The 25,321-nt window shown below is 50.5% G+C and carries 30 protein-coding genes and 1 riboswitch; of the genes, 18 read left to right on the top strand and 12 right to left on the bottom strand.

All coding sequences use genetic code 11. From position 1 onward, the window contains the following. Positions 1-21: 21 nt before the first annotated feature. A riboswitch (TPP riboswitch) is annotated at positions 22-138 on the top strand. An 84-nt stretch (positions 139-222) separates the two neighbouring features. Genes AGRI_RS09020 through AGRI_RS09005 form a run of 4 tightly spaced genes read left to right on the top strand, consistent with a single transcriptional unit; the run spans position 223 to position 4,035 of the window. Continuing rightward, a complete protein-coding gene (locus AGRI_RS09020; RefSeq protein ID WP_008984644.1) occupies positions 223-2,298 on the top strand; it encodes a TonB-dependent receptor in 2,076 nt (691 codons plus the stop codon). A gap of 11 nt (positions 2,299-2,309) precedes the next feature. Then, on the top strand, positions 2,310-2,558 hold the full coding sequence (locus AGRI_RS09015) for a YkoF family thiamine/hydroxymethylpyrimidine-binding protein (protein ID WP_008984643.1): 249 nt from the start codon (positions 2,310-2,312) through the stop codon (positions 2,556-2,558). Then, positions 2,555-3,184, top strand: coding sequence for a nicotinamide riboside transporter PnuC (gene pnuC / locus AGRI_RS09010; RefSeq protein WP_008984642.1), 630 nt, complete (start codon positions 2,555-2,557; stop codon positions 3,182-3,184). Before AGRI_RS09015 ends, pnuC begins: the two co-directional genes overlap by 4 nt. Beyond that, positions 3,133-4,035: a phosphotransferase gene (locus AGRI_RS09005; RefSeq protein WP_008984641.1), complete on the top strand. Its 903-nt coding sequence runs from the start codon at positions 3,133-3,135 to the stop codon at positions 4,033-4,035. The genes pnuC and AGRI_RS09005 overlap by 52 nt, the downstream gene beginning before the upstream one ends. Here the strand turns inward: AGRI_RS09005 and AGRI_RS09000 are convergent. After that, the gene (locus AGRI_RS09000; protein ID WP_008984640.1) at positions 4,021-4,203 is read right to left on the bottom strand and encodes a MerR family transcriptional regulator; all 183 of its coding nucleotides are present in this window, start codon (positions 4,201-4,203) and stop codon (positions 4,021-4,023) included. The genes AGRI_RS09005 and AGRI_RS09000 overlap by 15 nt on opposite strands. 179 nt (positions 4,204-4,382) lie before the next feature. Here AGRI_RS09000 and AGRI_RS08995 point away from each other — a divergent pair, with 179 nt between their 5' ends. The 7 genes from AGRI_RS08995 to AGRI_RS08965 all read left to right on the top strand — a co-directional run bounded on the left by AGRI_RS08995 (position 4,383) and on the right by AGRI_RS08965 (position 12,729). Beyond that, positions 4,383-6,515, top strand: coding sequence for a S9 family peptidase (locus tag AGRI_RS08995; protein WP_008984639.1), 2,133 nt, complete (start codon positions 4,383-4,385; stop codon positions 6,513-6,515). 350 nt (positions 6,516-6,865) lie between these two features. Further along, positions 6,866-9,664, top strand: a complete 2,799-nt coding sequence (locus tag AGRI_RS08990) for a monovalent cation/H+ antiporter subunit A (protein WP_008984638.1) — start codon at positions 6,866-6,868, stop codon at positions 9,662-9,664. Continuing rightward, complete coding sequence (locus tag AGRI_RS08985) at positions 9,664-10,020, top strand: Na+/H+ antiporter subunit C (protein ID WP_008984637.1); 357 nt, start codon at positions 9,664-9,666, stop codon at positions 10,018-10,020. Before AGRI_RS08990 ends, AGRI_RS08985 begins: the two co-directional genes overlap by 1 nt. Then, positions 10,017-11,540, top strand: coding sequence for a monovalent cation/H+ antiporter subunit D (locus AGRI_RS08980; RefSeq protein WP_008984636.1), 1,524 nt, complete (start codon positions 10,017-10,019; stop codon positions 11,538-11,540). The genes AGRI_RS08985 and AGRI_RS08980 overlap by 4 nt, the downstream gene beginning before the upstream one ends. Next, the gene (locus AGRI_RS08975) at positions 11,537-12,073 is read left to right on the top strand and encodes a Na+/H+ antiporter subunit E (RefSeq protein WP_008984635.1); all 537 of its coding nucleotides are present in this window, start codon (positions 11,537-11,539) and stop codon (positions 12,071-12,073) included. Before AGRI_RS08980 ends, AGRI_RS08975 begins: the two co-directional genes overlap by 4 nt. After that, positions 12,067-12,336 (top strand): K+/H+ antiporter subunit F, encoded by a 270-nt coding sequence (locus tag AGRI_RS08970; protein ID WP_008984634.1) that lies wholly within the window; start codon positions 12,067-12,069, stop codon positions 12,334-12,336. Before AGRI_RS08975 ends, AGRI_RS08970 begins: the two co-directional genes overlap by 7 nt. 9 nt (positions 12,337-12,345) lie before the next feature. Next, positions 12,346-12,729 carry a Na+/H+ antiporter subunit G gene (locus AGRI_RS08965; protein ID WP_008984633.1) on the top strand — a complete coding sequence of 128 codons (384 nt, stop codon included), beginning with the start codon at positions 12,346-12,348 and terminating at the stop codon, positions 12,727-12,729. 26 nt (positions 12,730-12,755) lie between these two features. On the opposite strand, the gene AGRI_RS08960 is transcribed toward AGRI_RS08965, so the two are convergent. From AGRI_RS08960 to AGRI_RS08910, 11 genes are read right to left on the bottom strand one after another with little or no spacing between them, the layout of a single operon-like run. Continuing rightward, positions 12,756-13,031, bottom strand: coding sequence for an HPr family phosphocarrier protein (locus AGRI_RS08960; RefSeq protein WP_008984632.1), 276 nt, complete (start codon positions 13,029-13,031; stop codon positions 12,756-12,758). Then, a complete protein-coding gene (rapZ, locus tag AGRI_RS08955; RefSeq protein ID WP_008984631.1) occupies positions 13,021-13,878 on the bottom strand; it encodes an RNase adapter RapZ in 858 nt (285 codons plus the stop codon). Before rapZ ends, AGRI_RS08960 begins: the two co-directional genes overlap by 11 nt. Continuing rightward, positions 13,875-14,348 (bottom strand): PTS IIA-like nitrogen regulatory protein PtsN, encoded by a 474-nt coding sequence (ptsN, locus tag AGRI_RS08950; protein ID WP_008984630.1) that lies wholly within the window; start codon positions 14,346-14,348, stop codon positions 13,875-13,877. Before ptsN ends, rapZ begins: the two co-directional genes overlap by 4 nt. Position 14,349: 1 nt before the next feature. Continuing rightward, complete coding sequence (hpf, locus tag AGRI_RS08945) at positions 14,350-14,637, bottom strand: ribosome hibernation promoting factor (protein ID WP_008984629.1); 288 nt, start codon at positions 14,635-14,637, stop codon at positions 14,350-14,352. A 25-nt stretch (positions 14,638-14,662) separates the two neighbouring features. After that, positions 14,663-16,165, bottom strand: a complete 1,503-nt coding sequence (locus AGRI_RS08940; RefSeq protein WP_008984628.1) for an RNA polymerase factor sigma-54 — start codon at positions 16,163-16,165, stop codon at positions 14,663-14,665. A gap of 48 nt (positions 16,166-16,213) precedes the next feature. Continuing rightward, positions 16,214-16,936, bottom strand: coding sequence for an LPS export ABC transporter ATP-binding protein (gene lptB, locus AGRI_RS08935; protein WP_008984627.1), 723 nt, complete (start codon positions 16,934-16,936; stop codon positions 16,214-16,216). After that, the gene (gene lptA / locus AGRI_RS08930) at positions 16,933-17,424 is read right to left on the bottom strand and encodes a lipopolysaccharide transport periplasmic protein LptA (protein WP_008984626.1); all 492 of its coding nucleotides are present in this window, start codon (positions 17,422-17,424) and stop codon (positions 16,933-16,935) included. Before lptA ends, lptB begins: the two co-directional genes overlap by 4 nt. Next, entirely contained in the window at positions 17,414-17,968 is a 555-nt protein-coding gene (lptC, locus tag AGRI_RS08925) for an LPS export ABC transporter periplasmic protein LptC (protein WP_008984625.1), read from the bottom strand. Before lptC ends, lptA begins: the two co-directional genes overlap by 11 nt. After that, the gene (gene kdsC, locus AGRI_RS08920) at positions 17,965-18,519 is read right to left on the bottom strand and encodes a 3-deoxy-manno-octulosonate-8-phosphatase KdsC (RefSeq protein ID WP_008984624.1); all 555 of its coding nucleotides are present in this window, start codon (positions 18,517-18,519) and stop codon (positions 17,965-17,967) included. Before kdsC ends, lptC begins: the two co-directional genes overlap by 4 nt. A gap of 1 nt (position 18,520) precedes the next feature. After that, entirely contained in the window at positions 18,521-19,492 is a 972-nt protein-coding gene (locus AGRI_RS08915) for a KpsF/GutQ family sugar-phosphate isomerase (protein WP_008984623.1), read from the bottom strand. Between the two features lie 10 nt (positions 19,493-19,502). Further along, complete coding sequence (locus AGRI_RS08910; RefSeq protein WP_082628957.1) at positions 19,503-20,480, bottom strand: calcium/sodium antiporter; 978 nt, start codon at positions 20,478-20,480, stop codon at positions 19,503-19,505. Between the two features lie 276 nt (positions 20,481-20,756). Here AGRI_RS08910 and mlaF point away from each other — a divergent pair, with 276 nt between their 5' ends. The 7 genes from mlaF to murA are packed head-to-tail and all read left to right on the top strand — an operon-like array spanning position 20,757 to position 25,301. Next, on the top strand, positions 20,757-21,560 hold the full coding sequence (mlaF, locus tag AGRI_RS08905) for a phospholipid ABC transporter ATP-binding protein MlaF (RefSeq protein WP_008984621.1): 804 nt from the start codon (positions 20,757-20,759) through the stop codon (positions 21,558-21,560). Continuing rightward, a complete protein-coding gene (gene mlaE / locus AGRI_RS08900) occupies positions 21,557-22,339 on the top strand; it encodes a lipid asymmetry maintenance ABC transporter permease subunit MlaE (protein ID WP_008984620.1) in 783 nt (260 codons plus the stop codon). Before mlaF ends, mlaE begins: the two co-directional genes overlap by 4 nt. Before the next feature lie 3 nt (positions 22,340-22,342). Beyond that, complete coding sequence (gene mlaD, locus AGRI_RS08895) at positions 22,343-22,807, top strand: outer membrane lipid asymmetry maintenance protein MlaD (RefSeq protein ID WP_008984619.1); 465 nt, start codon at positions 22,343-22,345, stop codon at positions 22,805-22,807. Beyond that, positions 22,807-23,472: an MlaC/ttg2D family ABC transporter substrate-binding protein gene (locus AGRI_RS08890; RefSeq protein WP_008984618.1), complete on the top strand. Its 666-nt coding sequence runs from the start codon at positions 22,807-22,809 to the stop codon at positions 23,470-23,472. Before mlaD ends, AGRI_RS08890 begins: the two co-directional genes overlap by 1 nt. A 3-nt stretch (positions 23,473-23,475) precedes the next feature. Further along, positions 23,476-23,769, top strand: coding sequence for an STAS domain-containing protein (locus tag AGRI_RS08885; protein ID WP_008984617.1), 294 nt, complete (start codon positions 23,476-23,478; stop codon positions 23,767-23,769). A gap of 9 nt (positions 23,770-23,778) precedes the next feature. After that, a complete protein-coding gene (locus AGRI_RS08880) occupies positions 23,779-24,036 on the top strand; it encodes a BolA family protein (protein ID WP_008984616.1) in 258 nt (85 codons plus the stop codon). Positions 24,037-24,044: 8 nt separating this feature from the next. After that, positions 24,045-25,301, top strand: a complete 1,257-nt coding sequence (gene murA / locus AGRI_RS08875) for a UDP-N-acetylglucosamine 1-carboxyvinyltransferase (RefSeq protein ID WP_008984615.1) — start codon at positions 24,045-24,047, stop codon at positions 25,299-25,301. The last annotated feature ends 20 nt before the right edge of the window (positions 25,302-25,321 follow it).

The raw sequence follows: 25,321 nt of genomic DNA, 5'->3' as shown, positions 1-25,321 counted from the left end.
GGCAGAACGTCTAGACTGCCGCTCGCAACCAAGGGGTGCCCTGTTACGATTCGTAGCGGAGTGCTGAGATACCGTTTTGGTAAACCCTTAGAACCTGATCCGGATCATACCGGCGGAGGGATGGTGCTAACTCCCCAGCAAGACCTGTGTCACGCTTAATTAAAGCCGAACCACAAGTAACTTGCCCGTGTGATCCTCAAAGCTGTTATGGGAGTCGATCACATGTCTTTACGTTTTTCTGCGTTAACTGTCGCGCTATTAGCTTGCTACCCTGTTGCTGCTGAGCAGGATATCGAACGAATCACTGTGCAGGGTGATTTTCGTAAAAATAACTTACAACAAGTTGCCGGCAGTGTTGCGGTGCTCTCAGAGCAGGATTTAAACCGCCAGTCTGCCCAGCATCTTGATGATGCGTTATTACAATTTGCCAATGTTAATTTTGCAGCGGGTGCCTCTCGTGGCCGTTTTCTGCAGGTGCGCGGCATTGGCGAGCGCAGTGAATTTATTGATGTGATTAACCCGTCCGTAGGCATCCTGATCGATGGTATTGATTATGCCGGCCTGGGTATCAGCAGTATTGCGCACGCCGAGCAACTGGAAGTATTCCGCGGTCCGGAGGCGACCCGCTTTGGTACTAATGCCCTGGCTGGCATGGTGAACCTGACCAGCAAAACCCCGCGCTTTAATCCTGAAGGTAAACTCAGTGCTACCATTGCCAACTACGACAGCTGGCAATTATCGGGTTTTTACAGCGCGCCTATCAGCGAACAGCTGGCCTACAGCCTGACGCTGGATCAAAACCGCTCTGATGGTTTTATCGATAATGCCCACCTTAATCGCGATGATACTAACAATATTGACGAATTTACCGGCCGGTTTAAGCTGGATTATCAAGCTAGTGCCGACCTGAAACTGGGTTTCGTTGCGCATTTAATTGACCAGCAGAATGGCTACGATGCCTTCTCGCTGGATCGCAACCGTACTACCTTATCTGATGAACCGGGGCAGGATCAGTTACGCAGTAAAGCGGCAGCAATTAATATCGATTATCAGGGACTGTCGCGGGCTAGTCTGCAAGGGCAGATTAGCTATTTAAATGCAGATTCTGACTATGGTTTTGATGAAGACTGGAGCTATCGCGGCATTCATCCGTGGGAATATTCCTATCAGGACCGCTATTTACGCGAGCGCGAACAGTGGACACTGGACTACCGCCTGGTATCTAAACCGGCCGGACAGCTATTCAGTAATACTGATTGGGTATTAGGGGTTTACGCCAGCCGTCGCGATCTAAGTTTAAGCCGGCAGCGCCGCGCTGAAACAGAGTGGCGCTATTTTGATAGCACGATCAATCGCGAAAATCTGGCGCTTTACGGTGAAACCCAGACTGCCCTTAGCGACAAGTTAAGTTTAGTTGTTGGTGGCCGGGTTGAGCAATACAGCGATGACTATCAGGATAGCGGCAATATTAGTTTGACTCCGGATCAAACCCTGTGGGGCGCTAAAGTCAGCCTGAATTACCAACTGAATTCACAAGCGATGCTGTATGGTCTGTTGTCGCGTGGCTATAAGATTGGTGGTATTAACGGCGAAGCACTGTCAAAAGCCGGCGAGGCGCAGTTTGCTGCTCTGGCTGATAAAGCAGCCTTTAAAGCGGAAACCCTGTTAAATGCTGAATTTGGCGTCAAAGCCAGTTCTGCCGATGGCAGCCTGACCAGTCGGGTGGCGGCGTTTTATATGTGGCGTGATGATATGCAGGTAAAAGGCTGGATTAACCCGGATCTGGGGCCAGAGTTTGCCGGCTTTATTGATAATGCCGCCAGTGGCCGTAACTACGGTGTTGAGGCGGAAACACGCTGGCAGCCGGCAGAGCGTTGGCAGTTATTTGCCAATGTCGGTTATCTGCAATCAAAACTGGGGCAATACCAAACCGATAGCGGTTTGGATATGACCGGACGGGATCAGGCGCATGCACCGCGGATTAACTATAGTCTGGGATTCGACTGGTACCTCAGTGACCAACTCGCACTGCAGGCTGGTTTACAGGGTAAAAGCCGCTTCTATTATTCGGATGGCCATAACGCCCGCTCTGACAGCAGTGAATTATTGAACCTGCGGCTAAGTTATCAATTAGCTCAGTGGGAGCTGGCGGTCTGGATGCGTAATGCGCTGGATCAGGATGTTGGTGTGCGTGGCTTTTACTTTGGTAATGATCCGCGTGATGAGTACGCGCCGCACGTCTATGAGCAATTTGCGGAGCCACGTCGCTTTGGTGCAACGGTTAGTTACAGCTTTTAAAGGGGAGCGCTATGCAACTATCAGTAGAAATTAGCAAGTATCCATTAGCTGAGGATTATAAAGGCCCGATTCAGGCCTTTATTGACCAACTGGCGGCGGAGCAGGGCTTGTTGGTGCTCACTAACACCATGAGCACTCAGATCTTTGGCGACTACGATACCGTGATGCGGGCGCTGCAACGTTGTATGCGCTGGTCGATGGAGCGTTATGGCAAGTTGGTGTTTGTTTGCAAGTTTATCCCGGGTGATTTGCGGCCATGAATGAACTGCTGAGCAAGCTGCTCGCTGACTGGCAACTGCTGCACAGTATAGAGTTAGTGGCGACCTTACTGGCGGTGGCCTATGTCGTACTGGCGCTGAAGCACAGTATCTGGTGCTGGCCGGCGGCGCTGCTCAGCACCTTACTGTTCACACATGTGATGTGGGGCTCAGCCCTGCTGTCAGATGCCTTACTGCATATTTATTATGCCGGCATGGCGGTGTATGGCTGGTGGCGCTGGCGACAATTGCAGCAGCAATCTGGTCAGGCGCAGCCGGTGTATGAATGGGTCTGGCAGCGGCATTTGCTGTTGATTAGCCTCACGGCTATGGCGGGGCTGGTATTGGGATATCTGATGGCAAATTATACCCATGCCGATTTTGCCTACCTGGATGCCCAGACCACAGCGTTTAGTTTGGTTGCCACCTGGTTGGTCGCCAAGAAACTGCTGTCGAACTGGTTATATTGGGTAGTGATTGATGCGGTATCCATTTTTGTTTATGCACAAAAACATCTGTATTTTCTGACCGCCTTGTTTATGCTGTATACCGTTATTGCGGTGGTGGGATATTTTGTATGGCGCAGTCAATATCAGATGCAAACGACCTTGCCGGGCAAGGCGCTGTAGCGCGTCTTTGTCAGCAACTCGAGTTTTTTAGCGCGCATCCGCCGCTCGAAATCCGCCCACTCGCAGCCGGGCAGAGTAATCTGAATTATTACTTAAAAACGGCGCGCGGTGATTATGTTCTGCGTCGTTATGGCAGCGAAGCGCCGGGAGTTTGCCGGCAACAGGAGTTTCGTTGTCAGCAGGCGGCAGCAGCAGCCGGCATCGCACCAGTGCCACTGTTACTGAATAATCATCAACAATTATTAATCAGTGAATATATTAGCGGTGGGCAGCCATTAGCGCTGACGGCTGCTACCCTGCCACAACTGGCGAAAATACTGGCCAGATTGCATAGTCTGCGGGTGCAAACGCCGGTATTACAAAGCCAGAGTTATTTGCGGCAGTTATTAGCCCAAACCGAACAACAGACCTTGCAGCCGGCAGCGACACTGTTTGCTGGTTTGCTGCAGGCCGCCGCGCAGTTTGAGCAATATCAACAGGATTTGGTGCTCTGCCATCTGGATTTACATCAGGATAATTTACTGCTGGCCGGCGGGCGAGTTTGGTTGCTGGATTTTGAATATGCTCAGCTGGCGGATTGTAGTTTTGATTTAGCGGCGTTAAGTCTGCATTATCAGTTTAGTAAGCGACAACAGGCTGAGTTTTTAGTGCACTACCAACAGTATCGCTGTTATGCCGATCCGCAAACCGCCCGGGCGCATGCCACCAGTATTACGGCACGGTTGGCGCTGGCAAAGATTATCTATAGTGGTTTTTGCTGGTTATGGTATCTGGCCATGCCGGGTTATCAGCAGGCCAGTGTTGAGTGGCAATTGCGTTTAGAGCAACAGCTGGCGCTACAGGCCGCCTAAACGTTCGGCCAGTACCTTGTAACGCTTCACGTCTTCTTCTGCAAACAGCGGTTTTCCGGCGGCGTCATTTTGCACCGGAACCAACAAGTGTTCGCGGGTGAGTCGTTCTACCCGAATCACCGGGATGTCCAGCAAAGCAGCAACTTGTTCTATGGTAAGTAAGCTCATAAAGTGTCCTGTCATCTGTTGTAGTTGTTATTTGTATTAAGCATAAAGCGCTTTTTCTGAAAATGCCCGTTTTTTATGCATAACACGCCCTAACTGTTACAAGCTTTTACATTTTTTTCGTGGCGTCAGGGCAAAAAAAGCCTAAGCTGAAAACTATTGTTAACCGAAGAGAGTTCAAAATGTCATATCCGCGTCATTTTTTCTTTGCTGCCGCACTGTTGGTTTTGCCATCAACGTTGCTGGCGAACACCACGCTAACAGAAGCGCCGCGTGCGGCTAAAGTCGATTATCAGGTCGTGTCGCCGCATGGTACCCGTAATGATCCTTACTATTGGTTACGCGATGATCAGCGCAAAGATCCAAAGGTACTGGCCTATCTGGAGCAGGAAAATGCCTGGTATCAGCAACATAGCAGCAGCTATCAGCAACTTACAGAGCAGCTGACCACTGAGATTATCGGCCGGATTAAGCAAGATGACAGTTCTGTGCCCTACACCAAGGGCGACTACCAATACTACAGTCGCTATGAGACTGGTAAAGAATATCCGATCTATGCACGCAAGCCGGTGGCTGGTGGCGACGAGCAAATCTTACTGGATGTCAATCAGCTGGCGGCGGGTAAAGATTTCTACCAAGTCGGTAATTTATCCGTTAGCCCGGATCAGCAGTTACTGGCTTATATGGAAGATTTAAATGGTCGCCGCCAGTACACGCTAAAAGTACGGGATTTGAAAACAGGTAAAGACTTACCTGATCAATTAACAGGTTTATCTGCCGCTATTGCCTGGTCGGCAGATAGCAAGCAGCTGTTTCTGGTACGCAATGATCCGGTTACCTTATTAAGTAATACGGTACTGCGGCACCAGTTAGGGGCCGATCCGGCTCAGGCGCAAAGTGTCTATCAGGAAACCGACAACAGTTTTTATATGTGGGTTTCCAATAGCCAGGATCAACGCTATGTCATGATCAATCTAAGTAGCACGGTATCGGATGAAATTCGGATCCTGGATGCCAGCAAACCGGCTGGCGATTTTAAGGTGCTGGCGCCACGGATGCGTGATTTTAAATATGGCGCCGAACATTTAAATGGCCGCTGGATTATTCGCACCGACTGGCAGGCACCAAACTATCGCCTGATGACGGTCGCCGCCGATAAGCTGGGCGACCGTGCGAACTGGCAACCGCTGTTGGCACATGATGACAACATCTTTATTCAGAGTTTTGCGCTGTTTAATGATTATCTGGCGATCAGTGAGCGCAGTGACGGCTTACGTCGTATCCGCGTGATGCCATGGCAAGCCCCGGAAAAAGCCTTCTATGTTAAGTCTGATGAAGCAGCTTATGTGACCGGTTTCGAGATGAATGCCGAGCAAAATACCCAGCTGTTGCGCTACACCTATACCTCTTTGACCACCCCGGCCAGTGTTTATCAGCTGAATATGGCCACAGGTGAGCGGACGCTGTTAAAACAACAGGAAGTGCTGGGTGACTTCGATAAAGCGAATTATGTTACCGAGCGGGTGTGGGCTCCGGCAGCCGATGGTGTCAAGATCCCGGTTTCGCTGCTGTATCGCAAAGGCTTTAAACGCGATGGTTCAGCACCACTTTATCAGTATGCCTACGGCTCTTACGGTGCATCCATGGACCCGAGTTTCCGCTCCAGCGTGTTATCGCTGGTTGATCGCGGCTTTGTATATGCCATAGCGCATATTCGTGGTGGTCAGGAAATGGGCCGGCACTGGTATGAAGATGGTAAGTTACTGAAGAAAATTAATACCTTTACCGATTATATCGCGGTGACCGATTACCTGGTAGCGGAAAAGTATGCTGCTAAAGACAAAGTTATCGGCATGGGTGGCAGCGCCGGCGGTCTGTTAATGGGCGCGGTTGCCAATATGGCACCGGAGAAATATCGCGGCTTAGTGGCCCATGTCCCCTTTGTGGATGTGGTAACGACGATGCTGGATGAAAGCATTCCGTTAACTACCAACGAGTTTGACGAGTGGGGCAACCCGAAACAGAAAGAATACTACGACTATATGTTGTCGTATTCACCCTATGATCAGGTTAGTGCGCAAGCCTATCCGGCGCTACTGGTTACTACCGGCTTGCATGACTCTCAGGTGCAGTACTTTGAACCGGCGAAGTGGGTAGCGCGCTTACGTGAGCTTAAAACCGACACTAACCCACTGCTGTTCCGCACCAATATGGAAGCCGGGCATGGCGGTAAATCCGGACGTTTTGCCCGTTTGGCAGAAACAGCTGAAGAGTATGCCTTTATCCTGAACTTACTGGCGCAGCCTGCGCAATAATCTGCTTTGCTATTAAAGGCCGCAATTGCTATTGCGGCCTTTTTTTCCTGTAACCTTATGCCGCGTTCAAGCTGATCGATTTGTACTTTTCTGACATATTACTGGTCGGACGGCGACGACGGCTGAGCTGATTTTCTGGTCAGACTAGCCGACTTTAATAGACATTTCCGAGCGTTACAGGTATAAATATTCGCAGTTTCCCTGACAATTTGTGTTTTTTTGCCTGCCTCTGTTGCGTGAGCACGCCTTCTTAATAGCTTCATAAATAATTGTTTTAGCGTAGGTAATGCAGTGAAGCTGTTATAACGTGTAGCGAGGCAGGGTAGAATTTAGAAGGAAGCGAGATCATTATGACACTGCTGTGGATCCTGTTGTTACCCATGCTGGGAACCCTTGTGCCCGTGCTGACGGCAAAATGGTCGCGCAGTGCCTGTGCACTGTTGACCGCCTTACCGGTAGTGGTGGCCTTTCTGCTACTAATCTCTCAAACTCAAGCGGTATTTGCTGCTGAAAACTTGCGCTATAGCCTGGCCTGGGTCCCGCTGTTGGGGTTGGATATCGCGCTCAGACTGGATGGCCTGGCGTATTTATTCGCGTTGTTGATTCTCGGCATTGGTTTGCTGATTATTCTGTACGCCCGCTATTATTTGTCGGCCCGGGATTCGATGGGGCGCTTCTATACCTTTTTAATGTTGTTTATGACCGCGATGCTGGGCATAGTGCTGTCAAATAACGTCTTACAACTCTGGCTGTTCTGGGAGCTAACCAGTATCAGTTCATTCCTGCTGATCAGTTTCTGGTGGCACAAATCTGAAGCCCGGCGCGGCGCACGGATGGCCTTAACGATTACCGGCGCCGGAGGCCTGTGCTTACTGGCGGCGTTGTTGATTATCGGCCGTATTGTTGGCAGCTATGATCTGGATGTCATTCTGGCCAGCGGTGATGTACTGTTAGCGCATAGCTGGTATCCGGTATTTTTGGTGCTGTTTTTACTGGGGTGTTTCACCAAATCGGCGCAGTTTCCGTTTCATTTCTGGTTACCCAACGCCATGGCGGCGCCGACACCGGTAAGTGCTTACTTGCACTCGGCAACCATGGTAAAGGCGGGTATCTTTTTATTAGCACGGTTTTATCCGGCACTAGCCGGGTCAGATTTGTGGATTATTCTGGTGAGTCTGACCGGCCTGGCCACCTTACTGGTGGGTGCTTACCTGGCACTGTTTAAACATGATTTAAAAGCGCTGCTGGCGTACTCGACCATTAGTCACCTCGGGCTTATTACCCTGCTGTTTGGCATGGGTACTGAACTGGCGGCAGTGGTTGGGATCTTCCACATTATCAACCATGCCACTTTTAAAGCCTCGCTGTTTATGGCGGCAGGTATTATTGACCATGAAACCGGTTCGCGTGATATGCGGCGGATAAATGGCTTATGGAAGTATATGCCGGTAACTGGGGTATTGGTGATGATAGCCTCGGCCTCGATGGCCGGTATACCACTGCTTAACGGTTTCCTGTCAAAAGAGATGTTCCTGGCTGAAACGCTGAACCAACATTTACTGGGCGCGATTTCCTGGTTAATTCCGGTACTGGCGACTATTGCCGCGATTTTCTCGGTCGCCTATTCGCTGCGGTTGATCCACGACGTGTTCTTTAATGGTGAACCGAAAGGCTTACCGAAAACCCCACATGAGCCGCCGCACCTGATGCGCTTACCGGTAGAAATTCTGGTTGCGCTCTGTGTGCTGATCGGGATCTTGCCAGTATTGATGGTTGGTTCCTTGTTATCAAGTGCCGCTGCTGCCGTGTTGGGGACTACCGAAGTACCCTACTACAGCCTGGCGCTATGGCATGGCTTTAATCTGCCACTGCTGATGAGCGTGATCGCCATTGCGATGGGCTTGCTGATTTACTCGAAGCGGAAAAAGCTGTTCGATTTTCAAAGCAGTTTACCGGGTGTTGATCCGCTCAACAGCTTTGAACAACTGATGAAAAGGCTAAGCCGCTCTTGTGAACGCTTTTATAACTGGTTAGATAATGGCTCTTTACAGCGTTATATGGTGTTGTTGCTCTCAGCCGTGGTGGTGCTGGCCGGCTTGCCGTTGCTGGAAGTGCCGGTGTTATCGGGTGGTCGTGAGGAATTACCGATAGATGCCGTCAATGCCACCGGTGCGGCGCTGTTGCTGATCAGTGCCCTGGCAACGGTGATCTGGCATCGCAAGCGGGTGGTGGCGCTGTTAATGATTTCGGTGGTAGGTTTAATGGTGTCCATTGCTTTTACCCGTTTCTCCGCACCGGATCTGGCACTAACACAATTATCCGTTGAGGTTGTCACAGTGATCCTGCTGATGCTGGCACTGTTCTTCCTGCCGCATAAAACGCCAAGTCAGTCAGAGCCTTCACGCGTGATCCGCGATATCAGCCTTGCCAGCCTGGTTGGTATTGTGATTGGTAGCTGGGCTTATGCCGTAATGACCCGGCCCTTCAATTCCATTTCTGATTTCTTCCTGGCTAATGCCAAAACCGGTGGTGGTGGCACTAATGTGGTGAATGTGATTCTGGTCGACTTCCGGGGCTTTGATACCTTTGGCGAAATTGCGGTATTGGGTATCGCCTCGCTGGGTATCTTCAAATTACTGACCCGTATCCCATTATTTAAACCCAGCAGTGATGGTGATGGCCGGCCCTGGACACGCGAACGGCATCCGATGCTGTTAGCTACTGTTGCACAAAGCTTACTGCCACTGGCCTTGATGGTTTCGGTATATATTTTCTTCCGTGGACATAACTTACCGGGTGGTGGCTTTATCGCCGGCTTGATCACTGCAGTGGCGTTGATTCTGCAATATATTGCCCACGGTGTGGACTGGATGAAGGCCAGAGTCAATATCGAGTACCAGCGGGTCGTTGCCATTGGTTTACTGGTCGCCCTGGTCACCGGCCTCGCCAGCTTCCTGTTTGGCCGGCCGTTCCTGACGTCCTGGTTTGATTACTTTGATGTGCCGCTGCTTGGCGAAGTTGAACTGGCCAGTGCGATGGCGTTTGACCTGGGCGTGTATTTAACCGTCGTTGGCTCGACACTGTTGATTCTGTCGAGTCTGGGTAAGATGACAACGGCACACCGGCCGGTGCATAAGGAGACAATCTGATGGAAACCCTATTAGCCTGTTGTATTGGTTTTCTGACAGCTTGCGGCGTCTTTTTAATGTTACGCGGCCGCACCTTTCCGGTGGTGGTCGGTCTGACGATGCTGTCTTATGCCGTCAATCTGTTTTTATTTGCATCCGGGCGCTTGAACTTGCGTGGCGCGGCGGTGCTGGGGATGTCTGAGGAATACGCCGATCCCCTGCCGCAAGCGTTGGTGTTAACAGCGATAGTGATTGGTTTTGCGATGACGGCCTACCTGGTTATTTTAGCCATTCGCGCCCGTGCCGATTTGGGTAATGACCATGTTGATGGCAAATTGCCCGAGGCCGAGCAGCGTCGCAAGGAGGCCGGCCTATGAGTCATTTGATTATTGCACCAGTATTGCTGCCAATCTTAACGGCTATTCTGATTATGTTGCCACCGGTGCATTCAGTACCGAACCGGCGACGGCTGGTCAGTATAGTGTCGATGGCACTGCAATTTGTGCTGGCATTAGTGTTGCTCTGGCAAACCCAGCAACAGGGGCTGACCTTTTATGCGCTGGGCGACTGGCAGCCACCGTTTGGCATTATTCTGGTGGCTGATACGCTAAGCGTAGTACTGGTATGTCTCACCTCTTTTCTGGCGTTAGCCGCTATCTGTTACGGCTCTGCCGGCGAGGATGTGCGCGGCTCGTTCTTTCACCCGTTGTTTCAGTTTCAGGTGATGGGGATTAACGGTGCGTTTTTAACCGGCGATCTGTTTAACCTCTTTGTATTCTTTGAAGTTCTACTGATCGCTTCGTACGGCTTATTAATTCACGCCGGCGGCAAAAACAAAACTAAAGCGGCGGTACATTATGTCATTTTAAACCTGACCGGTTCAGCGGTATTTTTGTTCTCGTTAGCCATTTTATACGGCAGCCTCGGCACCTTGAATATTGCGGATATGGCGTTACGGGTTGCCAGCTTACCCGCTGAGGATCTGCTACTGGTGCAGGCCGGTGGCTCCTTACTGCTGATAGTGTTTGCGTTAAAGGCGGCAATTTTGCCATTGCAATTCTGGTTGCCGGCGACTTACTCAGCGGCATCACCACCTGTCGCCGCACTGTTTGCAGTCATGACCAAGATTGGGGTTTATGCGCTACTGCGGGTTTACACCACAATTTTCGGAGAAACCGCAGGCCCGTTAAGTGGTTTGGGTATGAATTGGTTATGGGCGTTCGGTCTGGCGACGATTCTACTGGGTGCTATCGGTGTGCTGGGTAGTCAGGATTTCCGCAAACTGGTGGCGAATTTAGTTATCGTTTCGGTGGGTACTCTGGTTTGTCTGGTCGCGATGCAAAATACCGCCGCCACTGCTGCAGTGTTGTACTACACAGTGCACTCGACGCTGGTCACTGGTGCCTTATTTCTGTTAGCCGATCTGATTGCGACGCAACGTGGTAAGGCGGGCGATCGTCTGGTATCTGGTCGTCGGGTGGCGCAGCCAGTATTGCTGGGTACCTTATTCTTTGTTGCTGCTCTGTCCGTGGCCGGTTTGCCGCCATTATCCGGCTTTATTGGCAAACTGATGATCCTGCAGTCGGTTGTCAGCACTGAGCAGCAATTACTGTTGTGGTCGGTGGTATTGCTCAGTAGCCTGATGGTACTGATTGGTCTGGCGCGGGCGGGTAGCACGCTGTTCTGGCGGGTTAGCGGTTCTGAGGCGGGGGGCGATAAAGCGGCGCCGCTACAAATTTTCGCGGTGAGCTTGTTGCTGGTAGCCAGCCCAGCGCTTGTTGTATTTGCCGGGCCGTTGACGGAATTAAGTGTCGCAGCCGCGGTCAGCCTAGAGGATGTGCAGCAGGCGATTTCGATTATTCTGCCGCAAGCTGAATTGTCCGGAGGTGCGAAATGAGATTACAACCCCGTTACAGTTGGTTACCGACACCCTACCGTAGTGTGCTGCTGTTCTGTGTCTGGCTACTGTTGAACCAGAGCTTAGCGCCGTTTCATCTGCTGGCGGCGCTGATCCTGGCGGTAGTGATCCCCTGGCTTAGTGCCAAATTCCGCGATCCTCAGCCACTGATAGAGCGTCCGGGGCTGGCTTTACGTTATATTCTGCGGGTATTTCTGGATATTATTACCGCCAATGCGCAGGTCGCGGTATTGATTCTGGGGCCAACCAAAAAGCTAAAGCCAGCTTTTGTGCGGGTGCCCCTGGATCTGCAGCATGAGTTACCCATTACCATTCTGGCCAGTACAGTGTCGATGACACCGGGTACGGTTAGCGCTGATATTTATCCTACCAAAGAAATGTTAGCCGAAGGCGACGAAGTTAAACAACGCTGGCTGCTGATTCACGTATTGAATCTGGACGATGAAGCCGCCCTGATCGCCGAAATTAAGTCGCGCTACGAAGCGCCGCTGAAGGAGATCTTTCAATGTTAGAAAACGTTATTTTTCTGGTGTTCGGTATGATCAGCACCGCCTTATTGCTTAATCTATGGCGGTTGATCAAGGGCCCGAGTTTGCCGGACCGGATCCTGGCTCTGGATACCATGTATATCAATAGTATCGCCCTGATTATTCTGTATGGCTTATTAATGGGTTCGCCACTGTATTTTGAAGCGGCGCTGTTAATTGCGATGCTCGGTTTCGTTAGTACGGTTGCTGTCTGCAAGTTCTTACTGCGCGGCGACATCATCGAATAAGGAGAGGGTATGCAAAACTGGATGGAATGGGCCGTAGCCTTCTTTTTATTATTAGGCGGCGCCTTTGTATTGATTGGCTCTATCGGCTTAACCCGGATGCCAGACTTTTTTACCCGTTTGCACGGTCCGACCAAAGCGACCACGCTGGGTATGGGCGGTATCTTGCTGGGTTCGATGTTTTATTTTAGTACCTCGCCGGGCACTATTAGTGTGCATGAGCTGCTGATCACGATTTTTCTGCTGATTACCGCGCCGATTAGCGCTCATATGTTGATAAAAACGGCACTGCATCACAAAATCAAGGCAATCCCGAAAACGACAGGTGAGCAGGAATTAAAGCGTGGCCAGCAACAAAACAGCAGCCGCTCGCATTTGAAGTCAAATTTGCCCTAAGGTAGATGACGCAGTAGTGGCAGCGGCTACTCGCCAAAGCCGCTGTTAATCAGCTCTGTTACCGCCGTTAAGGCTGCCGCTGCGTCTTCCCCCTCGGTGGTGACCGTCAGGGTTTTGCCCTTACTGCTTGCCAGCATCAGCAACGCCAGCACACTGCCGGCGTCTGCCGTTTTACCGTCATCCTGCACCAGTTCGACTTTCGCCTGATAGCGCTGACAGAGCTGCACCAGCTTAGTCGCAGCCCGCGCATGCAGGCCGAGTTGATTGATAATAGTAACCTGTGTGCTGAGTTTAGCGGCCATGGTGACGTGTTAACTCCCGATGGCGAATTTGCACGTCCTCGCGCTGGCTGCGGTAACTTTCTGCCAGAGATTCTGCGATATAAACCGAACGATGCTGGCCACCGGTGCAGCCAATGGCAATGGTCAGATAACTGCGATTGTTGCGCTCGAGATGTGGTAACCAGCTACTGATAAAGCTATTAATTTGCCAGATGTATTTACCAACTATTGGTTCTGAAGCCAGATAATCTTTTACCGGTTGATCCAGGCCGGTAAGCGGCTTTAGCGCCGGTTCCCAATGCGGATTGGGTAAGAAACGGGCATCAAAGACATAGTCGGCTTCTTTCGGAATACCGTATTTAAAACCAAAGGATTCAAACAACATCACCAGCCGACCGGTTTTCTGGCCGAGGATCCGTTCGCGTAACAATTCAGCCAACTGATGAATATTGAGTTCGGTGGTATCAATATACAGATCGGCGCGGCTGGAGATGGGATCCAGCAATTGCTGTTCCCGCGAAATCGCTTCGTCCAGCGACATGGCTTGATGGGAAAGTGGGTGTAGACGCCGGGTTTCACTAAAACGCTTAATCAGCGTGGTGTGGTCAGCATCCAGGTATAGAATAGTCAGTTCGAGTTTACGCGGTAAATAGGACAGAATTTCTGCCAGTTCTTCCGGCTCGGTCGGTAAATTGCGCACATCGATGCTAACTGCAACCCGCTCATACTGATCCATTACCGCATTGGCCAGGGTGGGCAGCAAATTCACCGGGATATTATCTACGCAGTAGTAGCCCAGATCTTCCATCACCCGTAATGCGACGGATTTACCTGAGCCTGAGCGGCCGCTGACTACCAGTAATTTCATTTGTCACCTGCCAGCTGACTGGATTCCACCAATAACTGGTACAGTTGCTGATCTGAGCCGGCGTGCCGGATTTTCTTGGTTAGCTCTTTCTGGCTAAGCAGTTTGGCAATGCCCGATAGCGTGGTTAAATGTGCCTGACACTGATCTTTCGGGATCAGGATAGCGCAGAAAATATCAACACCCTGGTTATCAATGGCATCGAAGGGGATAGGATCCTGACTGACAACAAACACCAGAATGGGCGAAGTCACACACTCCAGTTTACCATGCGGGATCGCAATACCGCCGCCAATACCGGTTGAGCCCAGCTTTTCGCGGGTCATCAGCGCTTCCAGAATGCTATATTCAGACATTTCGGGTATTTGCTGGTGGGCCAGTTCGGCGATATATTCGAGGATTCGTTTTTTACTGTTAAAAAGAACTGCACTTTTCGTGCAGTTCTCCGCTAACATAGCGCTTAAATTAATCATCTTAGTGTCGTGACAACTTTTCTTTATGTTTGATCACTTGCCTGTCCAGCTTATCAATTAACTGGTCAATGGCGGCGTACATATTTTCGTCTTCAGAGACGGCAAAAACTTCACCACCATTCAGATGGATTTTGGCTTCAGCAATTTGTTTTAGCTTTTCGACATTCAGGACTACGTGCACATTATTGATGTTTTCAAAATGGCGCTCCAGTTTAGCAAATTTACTGTCTACATATTCTCTCAGAGAGTCGGTAATTTCTACGTGACGGCCAGTTAGGTTGATTTGCATAGACTCTTCCTTCTTGTTAAGACACTTACAGCAGGGTCTTTCGTTGATTGGATGGCGGGATAAACAGGGATTCGCGGTACTTGGCGATGGTACGCCGCGCAACGTTAATACCCTGATCAGACAAAATTTCTGCCATCCTGCTATCACTTAATGGCTTAGCGGGATTTTCCGCAGCCACCAGTTTTTTGATAAAAGCGCGAATTGCTGTGGAGGAGCATTCACCACCACTCTCTGTACTAACATGACTGGAGAAAAAGAACTTAAGTTCAAAAATTCCGCGCGGTGTATGCATATACTTTTGGGTTGTCACCCTGGAAATCGTTGATTCATGCATACTGACCATCTCGGCCACATCATTCAGTACCATTGGCTTCATGGCTTCTTCGCCGTGTTCAAAAAAAGCCTGTTGCTGCTGCACTATACAGCTGGCCACTTTTAACAGGGTTTCGTTGCGGCTTTCTAAACTTTTTAGAAACCATTTCGCTTCCTGCAGATGTGAGCGGATAAACTGGCTATCCGCACTGTTACGTGCCGTTCTGGATAAGGCCGCATATTGCTGATTAATCCTAACCTTAGGCATAGCGTCCGGGTTCAATTCTACCTGCCAGCGACCTTTGACTTTACTCACTACAACATCAGGAATAATGTACTGCTGCTCTTGCCTGATCACATCCGCACCCGGTCTTGGGTTTAAGCTGTGGATCAAACGCATCACTTCCTTCAGTTCTTCTTCTTTGAGTTTAGTCACCCGCATCAGAGAACGAAAGTCCCGGTTAGCTAAAAAGTCGGTATATTCGCTGATTATTTGTTTTGCATCATTTAAGTAGGGCGTCGCAGGATCAAACTGCCGCAACTGCACTAACAAACACTCTTGCACTGAGCGTGCGGCGACACCAACTGGGTCGAATAGCTGGATCCGCTTTAATACGGCCTCGACTTCATCGGCTTCCACATCGGGCAACTGCAAAGACTCGAGAATGTCTTCGCAGCTGATAGTGAGCAAACCCGTTTCATCCACCGCTTCAATAATAATTTCGGCGATAGCGCGGTCAGTTGCAGAAAAGGGGGTCAGTTCCATTTGCCAGCGTAAGTAGTCTTGTAAGGTCTCGGTGGTTTCTCCCTGATAAACCATATCGTCGTCGGGTAGGGCTCCACTGGTTACCGGCGCAGCGCTGACTAAATCATCCCAATTGTTATCAAGCGGCAGATCGTCCTGAATGTTCTGTTCGGTCATTGCCTCGCTGCTGTCGCGCTCTGAATGGTCGGTATAATCAGTGAAGTCGTCGTTATCATCGCTGGCACTGTCTGTCGCCGGCGTATCGCGGTTCAGGTTTGCCAGACTCAGATCCGTATCTGAATGTTCAGTGCTATAGTCGTCATCGCCTTCCAGCAAAGGGTTAGCGTCCAGAGCTTCCTGAACTTCCTGCTGTAGTTCGATAGTTGATAGCTGTAGTAAACGGATCGCCTGCTGCAGCTGGGGTGTCATAGTCAGCTGTTGGCCTAGGCGCAGTTGTAAAGACGGCTTCATGTAAGTCTGATTCTCTCCTGAATATATGACTGTTGTCCGACGCCCTTACTATAGCCTGAATTGCTCACCAAGGTATACATCGCGGACCTGTTGATTCGCCAGCACGTCTTGCGGCGAGCCAGCCGCAATTAACTCGCCATGACTGACAATGTAGGCAATTTCGCAGACATCAAGGGTTTCCCTGACGTTATGATCGGTGATCAAGACACCGATCCCGCGCTGACACAGATGCTGGATAATCTTTTTGATATCTAACACGGAAATCGGGTCAACACCGGCAAAGGGCTCATCCAGCAGAATAAAAGCCGGGTTGGCGGCCAGGGCGCGGGCAATCTCAACCCGCCGCCGCTCACCACCCGATAAGGCCATACCTAAGCTGTGCTTGATATGGCCGATATGAAACTCTTCCAGCAGTTCGTCGGCAATGTCTTCACGTTGTTGGCTGCTCAAGTCTTTGCGGGTTTGCAGTATCGCTAACAGGTTGTCATAGACCGTTAGCTTGCGAAAAATCGAGCTCTCCTGCGGTAAATAACCGATACCGGCTCTGGCGCGCTGATGAATAGGGGCGAAGGTAATGTCCTGATCATTGAGGGTGATTTGCCCTTTATCGGACGGGACTAGGCCGACAATCATATAAAAGGTGGTGGTTTTACCTGCGCCATTCGGACCGAGTAAGCCAACGATCTGGCCGGCATTCACTTCCAGACTGACATCTTTTACTACCTGGCGGCCTTTATAACTTTTCGCCAGATGCGCTACCACTAACTTCATGGATTTTCCTTGGTTTCCGGCGTAAAAATGGTCGTGACGCGGCGGTTTTGCTCGCTGCCGGCCGTTAGTTCCTGGCGCTCCAGGTTGTAACGGATAATATCGCCCCGCACCAAGGAACCGCTTTGGGTTAACTCGGCGTCGGTCGTTAAGGTGAGGGTACGACTGGCAATGTCATAACGAATTTCATTTGCCTGAGCAGTGACGGGACGTTCGCCGTCCAGCAATTGCGAATAGGTTACTGGTGTGCCGCTGAAAATAAAGATTTCCTGGCCTTTACCGGCACTGGCATTAATTTCCAGACGATCTGCCTTAATGAGCAAACTGCCTTGCCTGACTTCGACATTATCAACATAAACCGCCGTATTATCGCGAATAGAAGCCTGGGTATTGTCGGCGTTAATCGAAATCGGCAACTGATGATCGGGTTTAGCCGCCAGGGTGCTGGCGCTAAACAGTATCAATAGCGCGGCGAACAGGTTAGTTTTCATTTAAATATACCGTTTCAAGATGCTTTTGTAGCTGGATGTGCTGTGCTGACAGATCAGCTAACATACCGACGCCGTTCATATAAAAACCAGGGCCAACAATACGCACTGGTTCATGGGTTTGTAAGGTTTTTTCCGGCAACAATAGTTGCAGCGAGGCGGTTTCTACCCGTTCGATAAAGCCGTCTGGTAACAGATTACGTAACAATACCTGTTGCTCCAGTATAATTTTATCCTGTGGAAACCAGATGCCATCTTTGCTGCTGATTTCCCAAGCAGCACGATGTTCGGCATTAAACAGGGTGTAACGCGGCTGTTCAAACTGGGTGAAGCCTAACTGCTCGAAATGTTCGAGCCGGCGCGCCTGTAAGTGATCGGCAATATAGCCCTCCTTGTCATAAATACGCAAGGTCAGGTTTTCAGCAATATAATCGGGAATAAATTCACGATCGGGTTGCCGGTCGAGATTGTCCTGGTGCGGAGCAAACCAAAGGTAGGCTGCCAACAGCACGAGTAAACTCACTGCCAACACTAAAAATTTTCTCATGTACTGCTACCGTCAAATTGCAGAAAACGTTGTTGGGCAATTAGCAACAAATCACAGAGTTCGCGCACTGCACCAAAGCCACCGGGTAAGCTGGTTTTCATATCAGCATGACGTTGCAAATAAGGATGAGCATCCCTTACCGCGACAGCCAAGCCGCAATGTTGCATCACTTCCCAATCCGCCAGATCATCACCTATATAGGCAACGGCCGCCGGGCTTAGTTGCAGCAGCTGTAATAATTCCTGAAAAGCTGCCGTTTTATTCTCCTGCCCCTGATAGATATAGGGTACGGTGAGTGCCCGCATGCGCTGTTCAACAATGGCCGAGCGGCGGCCGGTAATTACCGCCACCTCAACGCCTGCCTGACGTAAGGCTTTGATACCATAGCCATCCCGGGTATGAAAGGCTTTCAGTTCCTCACCGGCATTACCAAGGTAAATCCGGCCATCGGAAAATACGCCATCGACATCACAAATTAACAAGCGGATTTGACTGGCTTTGCTAAAAAGCTCAGCGCTAAGTGGCTGGTATAATTGCTGATACAAATCCATGTCAGAGAACTCCCGCTTTTAGCAGGTCATGCATATTCATCGCGCCGATGGGTTTACGGGTGGCGTCAACAATCACCAAGCCATTGATTTTTTTCTGTTGCATAATATTCAGCGCTTCGGCTGCCAGCATATCGGCTTTGGCGGTAATGCAGTTGACTGTCATCACTTGCTCAATTAGCGTGGTATGAATATCCAGCCGTTGATCCAAAATGCGGCGTAAATCGCCATCGGTAAAGATGCCAGCCAGACTGCCATCGTTATTAACAATGGTCGTCATCCCCAAGCCTTTTTTAGAGATTTCCAGCAGCGCGTCCTTGATAGTGGCCTGGCGGGTGACAATAGGCACCAAGTCTCCCTGATGCATCAAATCCTCTAATCTCAGCAGTAGCTTACGCCCCAAACTACCGCCAGGGTGTGACAGTGCAAAATCATCAGCAGAGAACCCGCGGGCATCCAGCACTGCCACCGCTATCGCATCGCCCATCGCCAGTGTCGCTGTTGTACTGGCGGTGGGCGCTAATCCCAGTGGGCAGGCTTCCTGAGTCACGGCTACGCAAATATGCACATCAGCCAGCTTCGCCAGCGTCGACTCAGGTTTGCCGGTCATGGCAATCAGTGGAATACCCAAACGCTTGATCACCGGCACTATGGTCAGTACTTCGCTGGTCTCGCCGGAATTAGAAATGGCAATCACGATGTCGTTGGCGGATAACATGCCCAGATCGCCGTGGCTGGCTTCACCGGGGTGCACAAAGAAGGCGGGTGTACCGGTTGAGGCCAGGGTCGCTGCAATTTTGTTGGCAATATGCCCGGATTTGCCAATTCCGCTGACGATCACCTTGCCTTTGGCTTGCAGGATCAACTGGCAGGCGTGTTCGAAATCCGCATTCAGATACTGTTCCAGCTGCCTTACCGCTTCAGCTTCGATTCTTAAGACCTGTAAAGCTTGAGCACGAAACGTTTCAAAAACCATAGTGTTGTTCTTATGCCAATTGGGTAAATAATAAATATTGATAACCGATAAAGCCGCATAGTAACACGCCGCCTTCCAGGCGATTAATGCGTTGTTGACTGCCCAGGCGCACCGACATAATTAACATCGCCAGCGTCGCGGCAATCATCACGTAGCTATCGCGGGTGCCGGCATTTAAATCTAAACTGCCCGGGCCAATGACCGCGCCCAGACCCAGCACTGCCAGTATATTAAATACATTAGACCCGATGATATTGCCAAGGGCTAAGTCATCTTCACCTTTCAAAATGCCAATCACGCTGGCAGCTAACTCGGGCAGGCTGGTTCCAATCGCAATGATGGTCAGGCCGATCACCAGATCGCTCATTCCGGCATAGCGGGCAATAGTTACCGCACCATGCACCAAGAGTTGTGAGCTGGCAAGCAGCAATACCAGCCCGGCAACAATCCAGAATGCGGCCTTGATATTTGAGGTGGCTTCAGGGACTTCTTCTTCCAATTCGGCGATCAGCGGGTCGTCAGGGGTCGCATGTTTGCCAAAATAAACCAGTAACGCGATAAAACCAACAAAGGCAGCTAGCAGTATCATACCTTCAGCCCGCGTTAAGTTATGGTCTGATATCAAATAATAGCCAAGTAGCGTAAAAACAATCAGCAGCGGGAATTCCCGCTTTAGGGTAAGAGACGCCACGGCGATCGGTTTTAGTAAAGCGGCGACGCCGATCACCAACAAAATGTTGGTGATGTTAGAACCCAATGCATTACCTACGGAGGTATCCAGGCGGCCTTGCGCGGCAGCCGTAGCGGAGACCAGCATTTCAGGCGCGGAGGAGCCCATGGCAACAATAGTCAGGCCGATAATCATCGGCGAAATACCACTGTTACGTGCCACTGATGAGGCGCCAAACACAAAACGATCAGCGCTCCAAATCAGCAGCACCAGGCCAACGACGACAAAGATGATGGCTAACAACAAAGGTGATATCATAGTGTCCGGTTTAAGGCTGTGTAACGAGAAAGGTATTTTCCCGCTTCTTGCCGTGAAATGCAAAAAAACCTCCGCTGTTATGGGCATAGCGGCTGGTTTTCGAATTTACGCATACTTTGTTACGAATTTTTGTAACCACTCTAACTGCAATCCCGTTTACAATAATACAACGTTGCGACAGCGGCTTTGATTGAAAACATACATGAATGTATGTAATTATGACGACCTGGGTAGCTGACAGACTGCCGGTGAGTAACCGGTGATTGGGGGAAAAAGTTGTCTGACATATTAATTGACATTCAGCACCTGAGTTTTTCGCGTGGTGAGCGGCAGATATACCGCGATATGAATATGCAGGTGCAGCGCGGTAAGCTCACTGCCATTATGGGGCCCAGCGGTATTGGTAAAACGACCCTGTTGAAGTTGATTGGTGGTCAGCTAAAGCCTGACAGCGGCAACATCTTGTTCGAGGGGCAAAATATACCGGCGCTGTCGCGGGCTGAACTGTATCAGGCGCGGAAAAAGATGAGCATGCTGTTTCAAAGCGGCGCGCTATTTACGGAAATGACCGTTTTTGACAACGTCGCTTTCCCGTTGCGTGAGCACACCAAGCTGTCTGAATCGCTGATCCGGCGCATCGTGCTGATGAAGCTTGAGGCGGTCGGCTTACGTGGTGCGAGGGATCTGATGCCAGCCGAGTTGTCAGGTGGTATGGCCAGACGTGCTGCCCTGGCCAGAGCGATTGCGCTGGATCCGGAGCTGATTATGTACGACGAACCTTTCGCCGGTCAGGATCCCATTTCGATGGGGGTGATTGTCCGGCTGATCCGGGAGTTGAATAACGCCCTGGGCTTAACCTCGGTAGTGGTATCGCATGATGTTACCGAAGTGATGAGTATCGCAGATTACGTCTATGTGGTTGCCGATAAAACGGTCATTGGCCAGGGCACGCCGGAACAGTTAAGACAGGATCCATCGCCACTGGTACAGCAGTTCCTGCGCGGCGAAGCCGATGGGGCGGTGCCGTTCCATTATAAAGCGGCGGCTTATGAGGATGAATTAATGGAGCTGACAAGGTGATCGCTGACAGATTACAACAGATCGGTCAGCAGGCAATAAATTCGGTACGTGGTTTTGGCCGCGCCGGATTGATGCTGGCGGGTGCGCTGATCGGTAAACCCAACCTGCGGAAAAATTTTCCGCTACTGGTGAAACAGCTTTATGTCGTGGGTGTGTTATCCCTGCTGATTATTCTGGTTTCGGGATTATTTATCGGTATGGTTTTAGCACTCCAAGGCTATAACGTGCTGGTAAAATTCGGTGCCGAAGGCATGTTGGGGCCCTTGGTGTCATTAAGCTTGCTGCGTGAGCTGGGCCCGGTGGTAACAGCGCTGCTGTTTGCTGGCCGTGCCGGTAGCGCCTTGACGGCAGAGATCGGCCTGATGAAAGCAACCGAGCAGCTGTCCAGTATGGAAATGATGGCGGTAGATCCATTGCGGCGGATTATTGCACCGCGCTTTTGGGCTGGCGTGATTTGTATGCCATTACTGGCGCTGATTTTTAATGCTGTCGGTATTCTGGGGGGCCACCTGGTTGGGGTGGAATGGCTGGGTGTTGATGCCGGAAGTTATTGGTCGGCGATGCAGGCAAATGTCGATTTGTATCAAGATGTGATGAACGGCGTGATTAAAAGCGTCGTCTTTGCCTTGGTGGTGATTTGGATTGCCCTGCATAAAGGCTACGACGCTATTCCTACTTCGGAAGGCATCAGCCGGGCGACGACAGAAACGGTTGTCACGGCCTCACTGGCTGTATTGGGTTTTGACTTTATATTAACCGCTGTAATGTTTGGTGGATAAAAAATGACCACGCGTAAATTAGAAATCTTAGTAGGTGGCTTTATCGTTTTGGCGTTTGCTGCCTTTTTATTACTGGCACTTCGGGTGGCGGATACCGGTTTCGGTGGCGCGTCACAAAGTTATAAGTTGTATGCCAAGTTTGACAATATCGGTGGTTTGAAAGTGCGTTCACCGGTAAAAGTCGGCGGCGTTATTGTTGGCCGGGTCAGTGCTATCGAGCTGGATCGCGTGACTTATACCCCAGTGGTAACGTTGGATATTAACACCGAATACAATAACTTTCCGGAGACCAGTTCGGTTGCCATCCTGACTTCAGGTTTGTTAGGGGAACAATATGTCGGCCTGCTGCCAGGCTTCGTCGATGATACGGTACAGATGTTACGGGAAGGCGACATGATTGAAGACACCCGCTCTGCAATAGTATTGGAAGAGCTGATTGGCCAGTTTTTATTTAATCGGGGGAATTGATGAAACATCTGATTCGTAAATGCGGTGCGGCCTTATTGTTGGCTGCAACCATGGTATTACCTGCGCAAGCTACGGAAACCTATACCGATCCCTACAAGTTGATTGAGACAGTAGCGGATAAAACCTTTAGCCGGATCAAAGCAGACCAGCCACTGATCCAGCAAGATTTAGAGCATCTGCGGGTGATCGTGGTCGAAGAGCTATTGCCTTACGTCGATAGCCGTTATGCGGCTGGCACTGTAGTGGGCCGGGCGGTTGATATCCGCCAGAATCCGGAAGCTTTTAATGCCTTCGTCAAAGCTTTTGAGCAGTATATGATCGGCTCTTATGCCGGTGCTTTAACCTACTACAAAGAGCAGAAGGTGATTATTGAGCCGTCGCAGCCGGTGGGTAATCAGCAAATTTTCACCATCAGAACCCGCGTTGTTGATCCGGGCAAACCTGACATCGTGATTGATTTTAAATTACGCCGGCCACGCAATGCGGAAACCTGGCTGGTGATTGATATGATCGCCGAAGGTATTTCTTTGCTGGACAGTAAACGGGCTGAGCTGAGTAATCTGATCCGGCAACAGGGGTTGGAGCGGGTAACGGCGTTGCTGCAGGAAAAAGCCAAAGAGCCAGTTAAGATCCCTGAACAGGATCCCGCCCGGGCATCGGAGTAAGTTGTGTCATTAAGCATAACTCAGCAACAACAGCGGTTGGAATTTAAAGGCGAGCTTAATCGGGACACGTTAATGATGTATTCACCTTTTACATTGTTAAATAAGCTCTCTGGCAAGGTAACCTTTGATTTCTCCGCCCTAACCAATGTAGACTCAGCCGGGTTAGCCTGGCTGATCGAACAAGTAGCGCGAGCCAGAACAATGAATTTGCAAATTGAAATCCAGCATGTTCCGGCTCAGCTCTTGTCCCTTGCCAATGTGAGTGCCGTAACTGCGATTTTGCCCATAATCGATTAAGGTGTAGTTATGGATCTACAACAGATAGAGCAGCTGCTAACAGAGCAGCTGCAGCTGTCCGAAGTTTATGTAAAAGCTGATGGTTCCCACTACGCAGTAACAGCGGTAGGCAGCTGTTTTGCTGATGTTAGTCGGGTTAAACAGCAACAAATGGTGTACGCGCCGCTGATGCAGGCGATTGCCGACGGCAGTATCCATGCGCTCAGCATTAAAACCTTTACGCCAGAACAATGGCGCAGAGAAAAATTGTTAAACCCACCGCTCTGAGACTTTTTATGCAACAGTTCCTAGTTACAGCCAACGGCCCACTGCAAGGTGAGGTGGTTATTTCGGGTGCCAAAAATGCTGCGCTGCCAATTTTATTTGCTGCCTTGCTCGCTGAACAACCAACAACGATTAGTAATGTTCCGCGTTTAAAAGATATTGAAACTACGCTGAAGTTATTACAGCTGTTCGGTGCCACCGTATCGCACGAAGCCGATGTGGTAAAGGTGGACGCCAGTCAGATCACTAATCAGTTTGCACCTTACGAGCTGGTGAAAACCATGCGCGCCTCCATTCTGGCGCTTGGACCGCTGTTAACCCGCTTTGGACAAGCAGAAGTGTCCTTACCGGGTGGTTGCGCCATTGGTGCCCGGCCGGTAAATTTACATATCGATGGCCTGCGCAAAATGGGCGCAGAAATTTCGGTAGAAAACGGCTATATCAAAGCCCGCGCCAGTCGTCTGAAAGGCGCCCATATCGTGATGGATATGGTCAGCGTAACGGGTACCGAGAATCTGATGATGGCCGCGGTGTTGGCTGACGGTAAAACCATTATCGAAAACGCCGCACGTGAGCCGGAAGTCGTTGATCTGGCGGTCTATCTGAACAGCCATGGTGCTAAAATCAGTGGCGCTGGTACCGACACCTTAGTGATTGAAGGCGTACCGGCATTACATGGTGGTACGCACAAAGTGCTGCCAGACCGGATTGAAACCGGTACTTTCCTGGTTGCTGCTGCAGTGACTAAAGGCGATATTATCTGCCGTAACGCCGCGCCAGCCGATTTAGAAGTCGTGCTGGAAAAACTGCGCGAAGCCGGTGCCGAGGTTACAACGGGTGAAGATTGGATCCGCCTGAATATGACAGGCCGTCAATTGCTGTCGGTTGATGTAAAAACCGTACCCCATCCCGGCTTTCCGACCGATATGCAGGCACAGTTCACCGTACTGAATGTGGTAGCAGAAGGTGTTGGTGTGGTGACTGAAACTATCTTTGAAAACCGCTTTATGCATGTGCCTGAGTTACAACGGATGGGCGCCCGCATTCGGTTAGAGGGTAATACGGCAGTGTGTCAGCACAGCCCGTCGTTAAATGCGGCGCAGGTGATGGCGACCGACTTAAGGGCGTCGGCCAGTCTGGTCATTGCGGGTTTAGTGGCGCAAGGCACCACAGTTGTTGACCGTATTTATCATATCGACCGCGGTTATGAGCAGATTGAGCATAAATTGCAGGGCTTGGGTGCGCATATCCAGCGTATCAACGCCTAGTTTAAACTCACCACACAATA

It is taken from the genome of Alishewanella agri BL06 (assembly GCF_000272005.1).
GTDB classification, from domain to species: Bacteria; Pseudomonadota; Gammaproteobacteria; order Enterobacterales; family Alteromonadaceae; genus Alishewanella; species Alishewanella agri.
The sequence above is the reverse complement of the archived record's forward strand: the minus strand, read 5'-3'. Positions and strand labels throughout refer to the sequence as shown.

Bases quoted from the DNA above. Each gene is read 5' to 3' on its own strand.
- AGRI_RS08970 (WP_008984634.1), top strand. From the start codon at position 12,067: ATGTTAGAAAACGTTATTTTTCTGGTGTTCGGTATGATCAGCACCGCC.
- AGRI_RS08995 (WP_008984639.1), top strand. From the start codon at position 4,383: ATGTCATATCCGCGTCATTTTTTCTTTGCTGCCGCACTGTTGGTTTTG.
- AGRI_RS08910 (WP_082628957.1), bottom strand. From the start codon at position 20,480: ATGATATCACCTTTGTTGTTAGCCATCATCTTTGTCGTCGTTGGCCTG.
- rapZ (WP_008984631.1), bottom strand. From the start codon at position 13,878: ATGAAATTACTGGTAGTCAGCGGCCGCTCAGGCTCAGGTAAATCCGTC.
- AGRI_RS09020 (WP_008984644.1), top strand. From the start codon at position 223: ATGTCTTTACGTTTTTCTGCGTTAACTGTCGCGCTATTAGCTTGCTAC.
- lptA (WP_008984626.1), bottom strand. From the start codon at position 17,424: ATGAAAACTAACCTGTTCGCCGCGCTATTGATACTGTTTAGCGCCAGC.
- ptsN (WP_008984630.1), bottom strand. From the start codon at position 14,348: ATGATTAATTTAAGCGCTATGTTAGCGGAGAACTGCACGAAAAGTGCA.
- AGRI_RS09000 (WP_008984640.1), bottom strand. From the start codon at position 4,203: ATGAGCTTACTTACCATAGAACAAGTTGCTGCTTTGCTGGACATCCCG.
- hpf (WP_008984629.1), bottom strand. From the start codon at position 14,637: ATGCAAATCAACCTAACTGGCCGTCACGTAGAAATTACCGACTCTCTG.
- AGRI_RS08880 (WP_008984616.1), top strand. From the start codon at position 23,779: ATGGATCTACAACAGATAGAGCAGCTGCTAACAGAGCAGCTGCAGCTG.
- AGRI_RS08975 (WP_008984635.1), top strand. From the start codon at position 11,537: ATGAGATTACAACCCCGTTACAGTTGGTTACCGACACCCTACCGTAGT.
- lptC (WP_008984625.1), bottom strand. From the start codon at position 17,968: ATGAGAAAATTTTTAGTGTTGGCAGTGAGTTTACTCGTGCTGTTGGCA.
- AGRI_RS09005 (WP_008984641.1), top strand. From the start codon at position 3,133: ATGGCGCAGTCAATATCAGATGCAAACGACCTTGCCGGGCAAGGCGCT.
- AGRI_RS08965 (WP_008984633.1), top strand. From the start codon at position 12,346: ATGCAAAACTGGATGGAATGGGCCGTAGCCTTCTTTTTATTATTAGGC.
- lptB (WP_008984627.1), bottom strand. From the start codon at position 16,936: ATGAAGTTAGTGGTAGCGCATCTGGCGAAAAGTTATAAAGGCCGCCAG.
- mlaD (WP_008984619.1), top strand. From the start codon at position 22,343: ATGACCACGCGTAAATTAGAAATCTTAGTAGGTGGCTTTATCGTTTTG.
- pnuC (WP_008984642.1), top strand. From the start codon at position 2,555: ATGAATGAACTGCTGAGCAAGCTGCTCGCTGACTGGCAACTGCTGCAC.
- AGRI_RS08985 (WP_008984637.1), top strand. From the start codon at position 9,664: ATGGAAACCCTATTAGCCTGTTGTATTGGTTTTCTGACAGCTTGCGGC.
- murA (WP_008984615.1), top strand. From the start codon at position 24,045: ATGCAACAGTTCCTAGTTACAGCCAACGGCCCACTGCAAGGTGAGGTG.
- AGRI_RS08960 (WP_008984632.1), bottom strand. From the start codon at position 13,031: ATGGCCGCTAAACTCAGCACACAGGTTACTATTATCAATCAACTCGGC.
- AGRI_RS08890 (WP_008984618.1), top strand. From the start codon at position 22,807: ATGAAACATCTGATTCGTAAATGCGGTGCGGCCTTATTGTTGGCTGCA.
- AGRI_RS09015 (WP_008984643.1), top strand. From the start codon at position 2,310: ATGCAACTATCAGTAGAAATTAGCAAGTATCCATTAGCTGAGGATTAT.
- AGRI_RS08990 (WP_008984638.1), top strand. From the start codon at position 6,866: ATGACACTGCTGTGGATCCTGTTGTTACCCATGCTGGGAACCCTTGTG.
- AGRI_RS08915 (WP_008984623.1), bottom strand. From the start codon at position 19,492: ATGGTTTTTGAAACGTTTCGTGCTCAAGCTTTACAGGTCTTAAGAATC.
- kdsC (WP_008984624.1), bottom strand. From the start codon at position 18,519: ATGGATTTGTATCAGCAATTATACCAGCCACTTAGCGCTGAGCTTTTT.
- AGRI_RS08940 (WP_008984628.1), bottom strand. From the start codon at position 16,165: ATGAAGCCGTCTTTACAACTGCGCCTAGGCCAACAGCTGACTATGACA.
- AGRI_RS08980 (WP_008984636.1), top strand. From the start codon at position 10,017: ATGAGTCATTTGATTATTGCACCAGTATTGCTGCCAATCTTAACGGCT.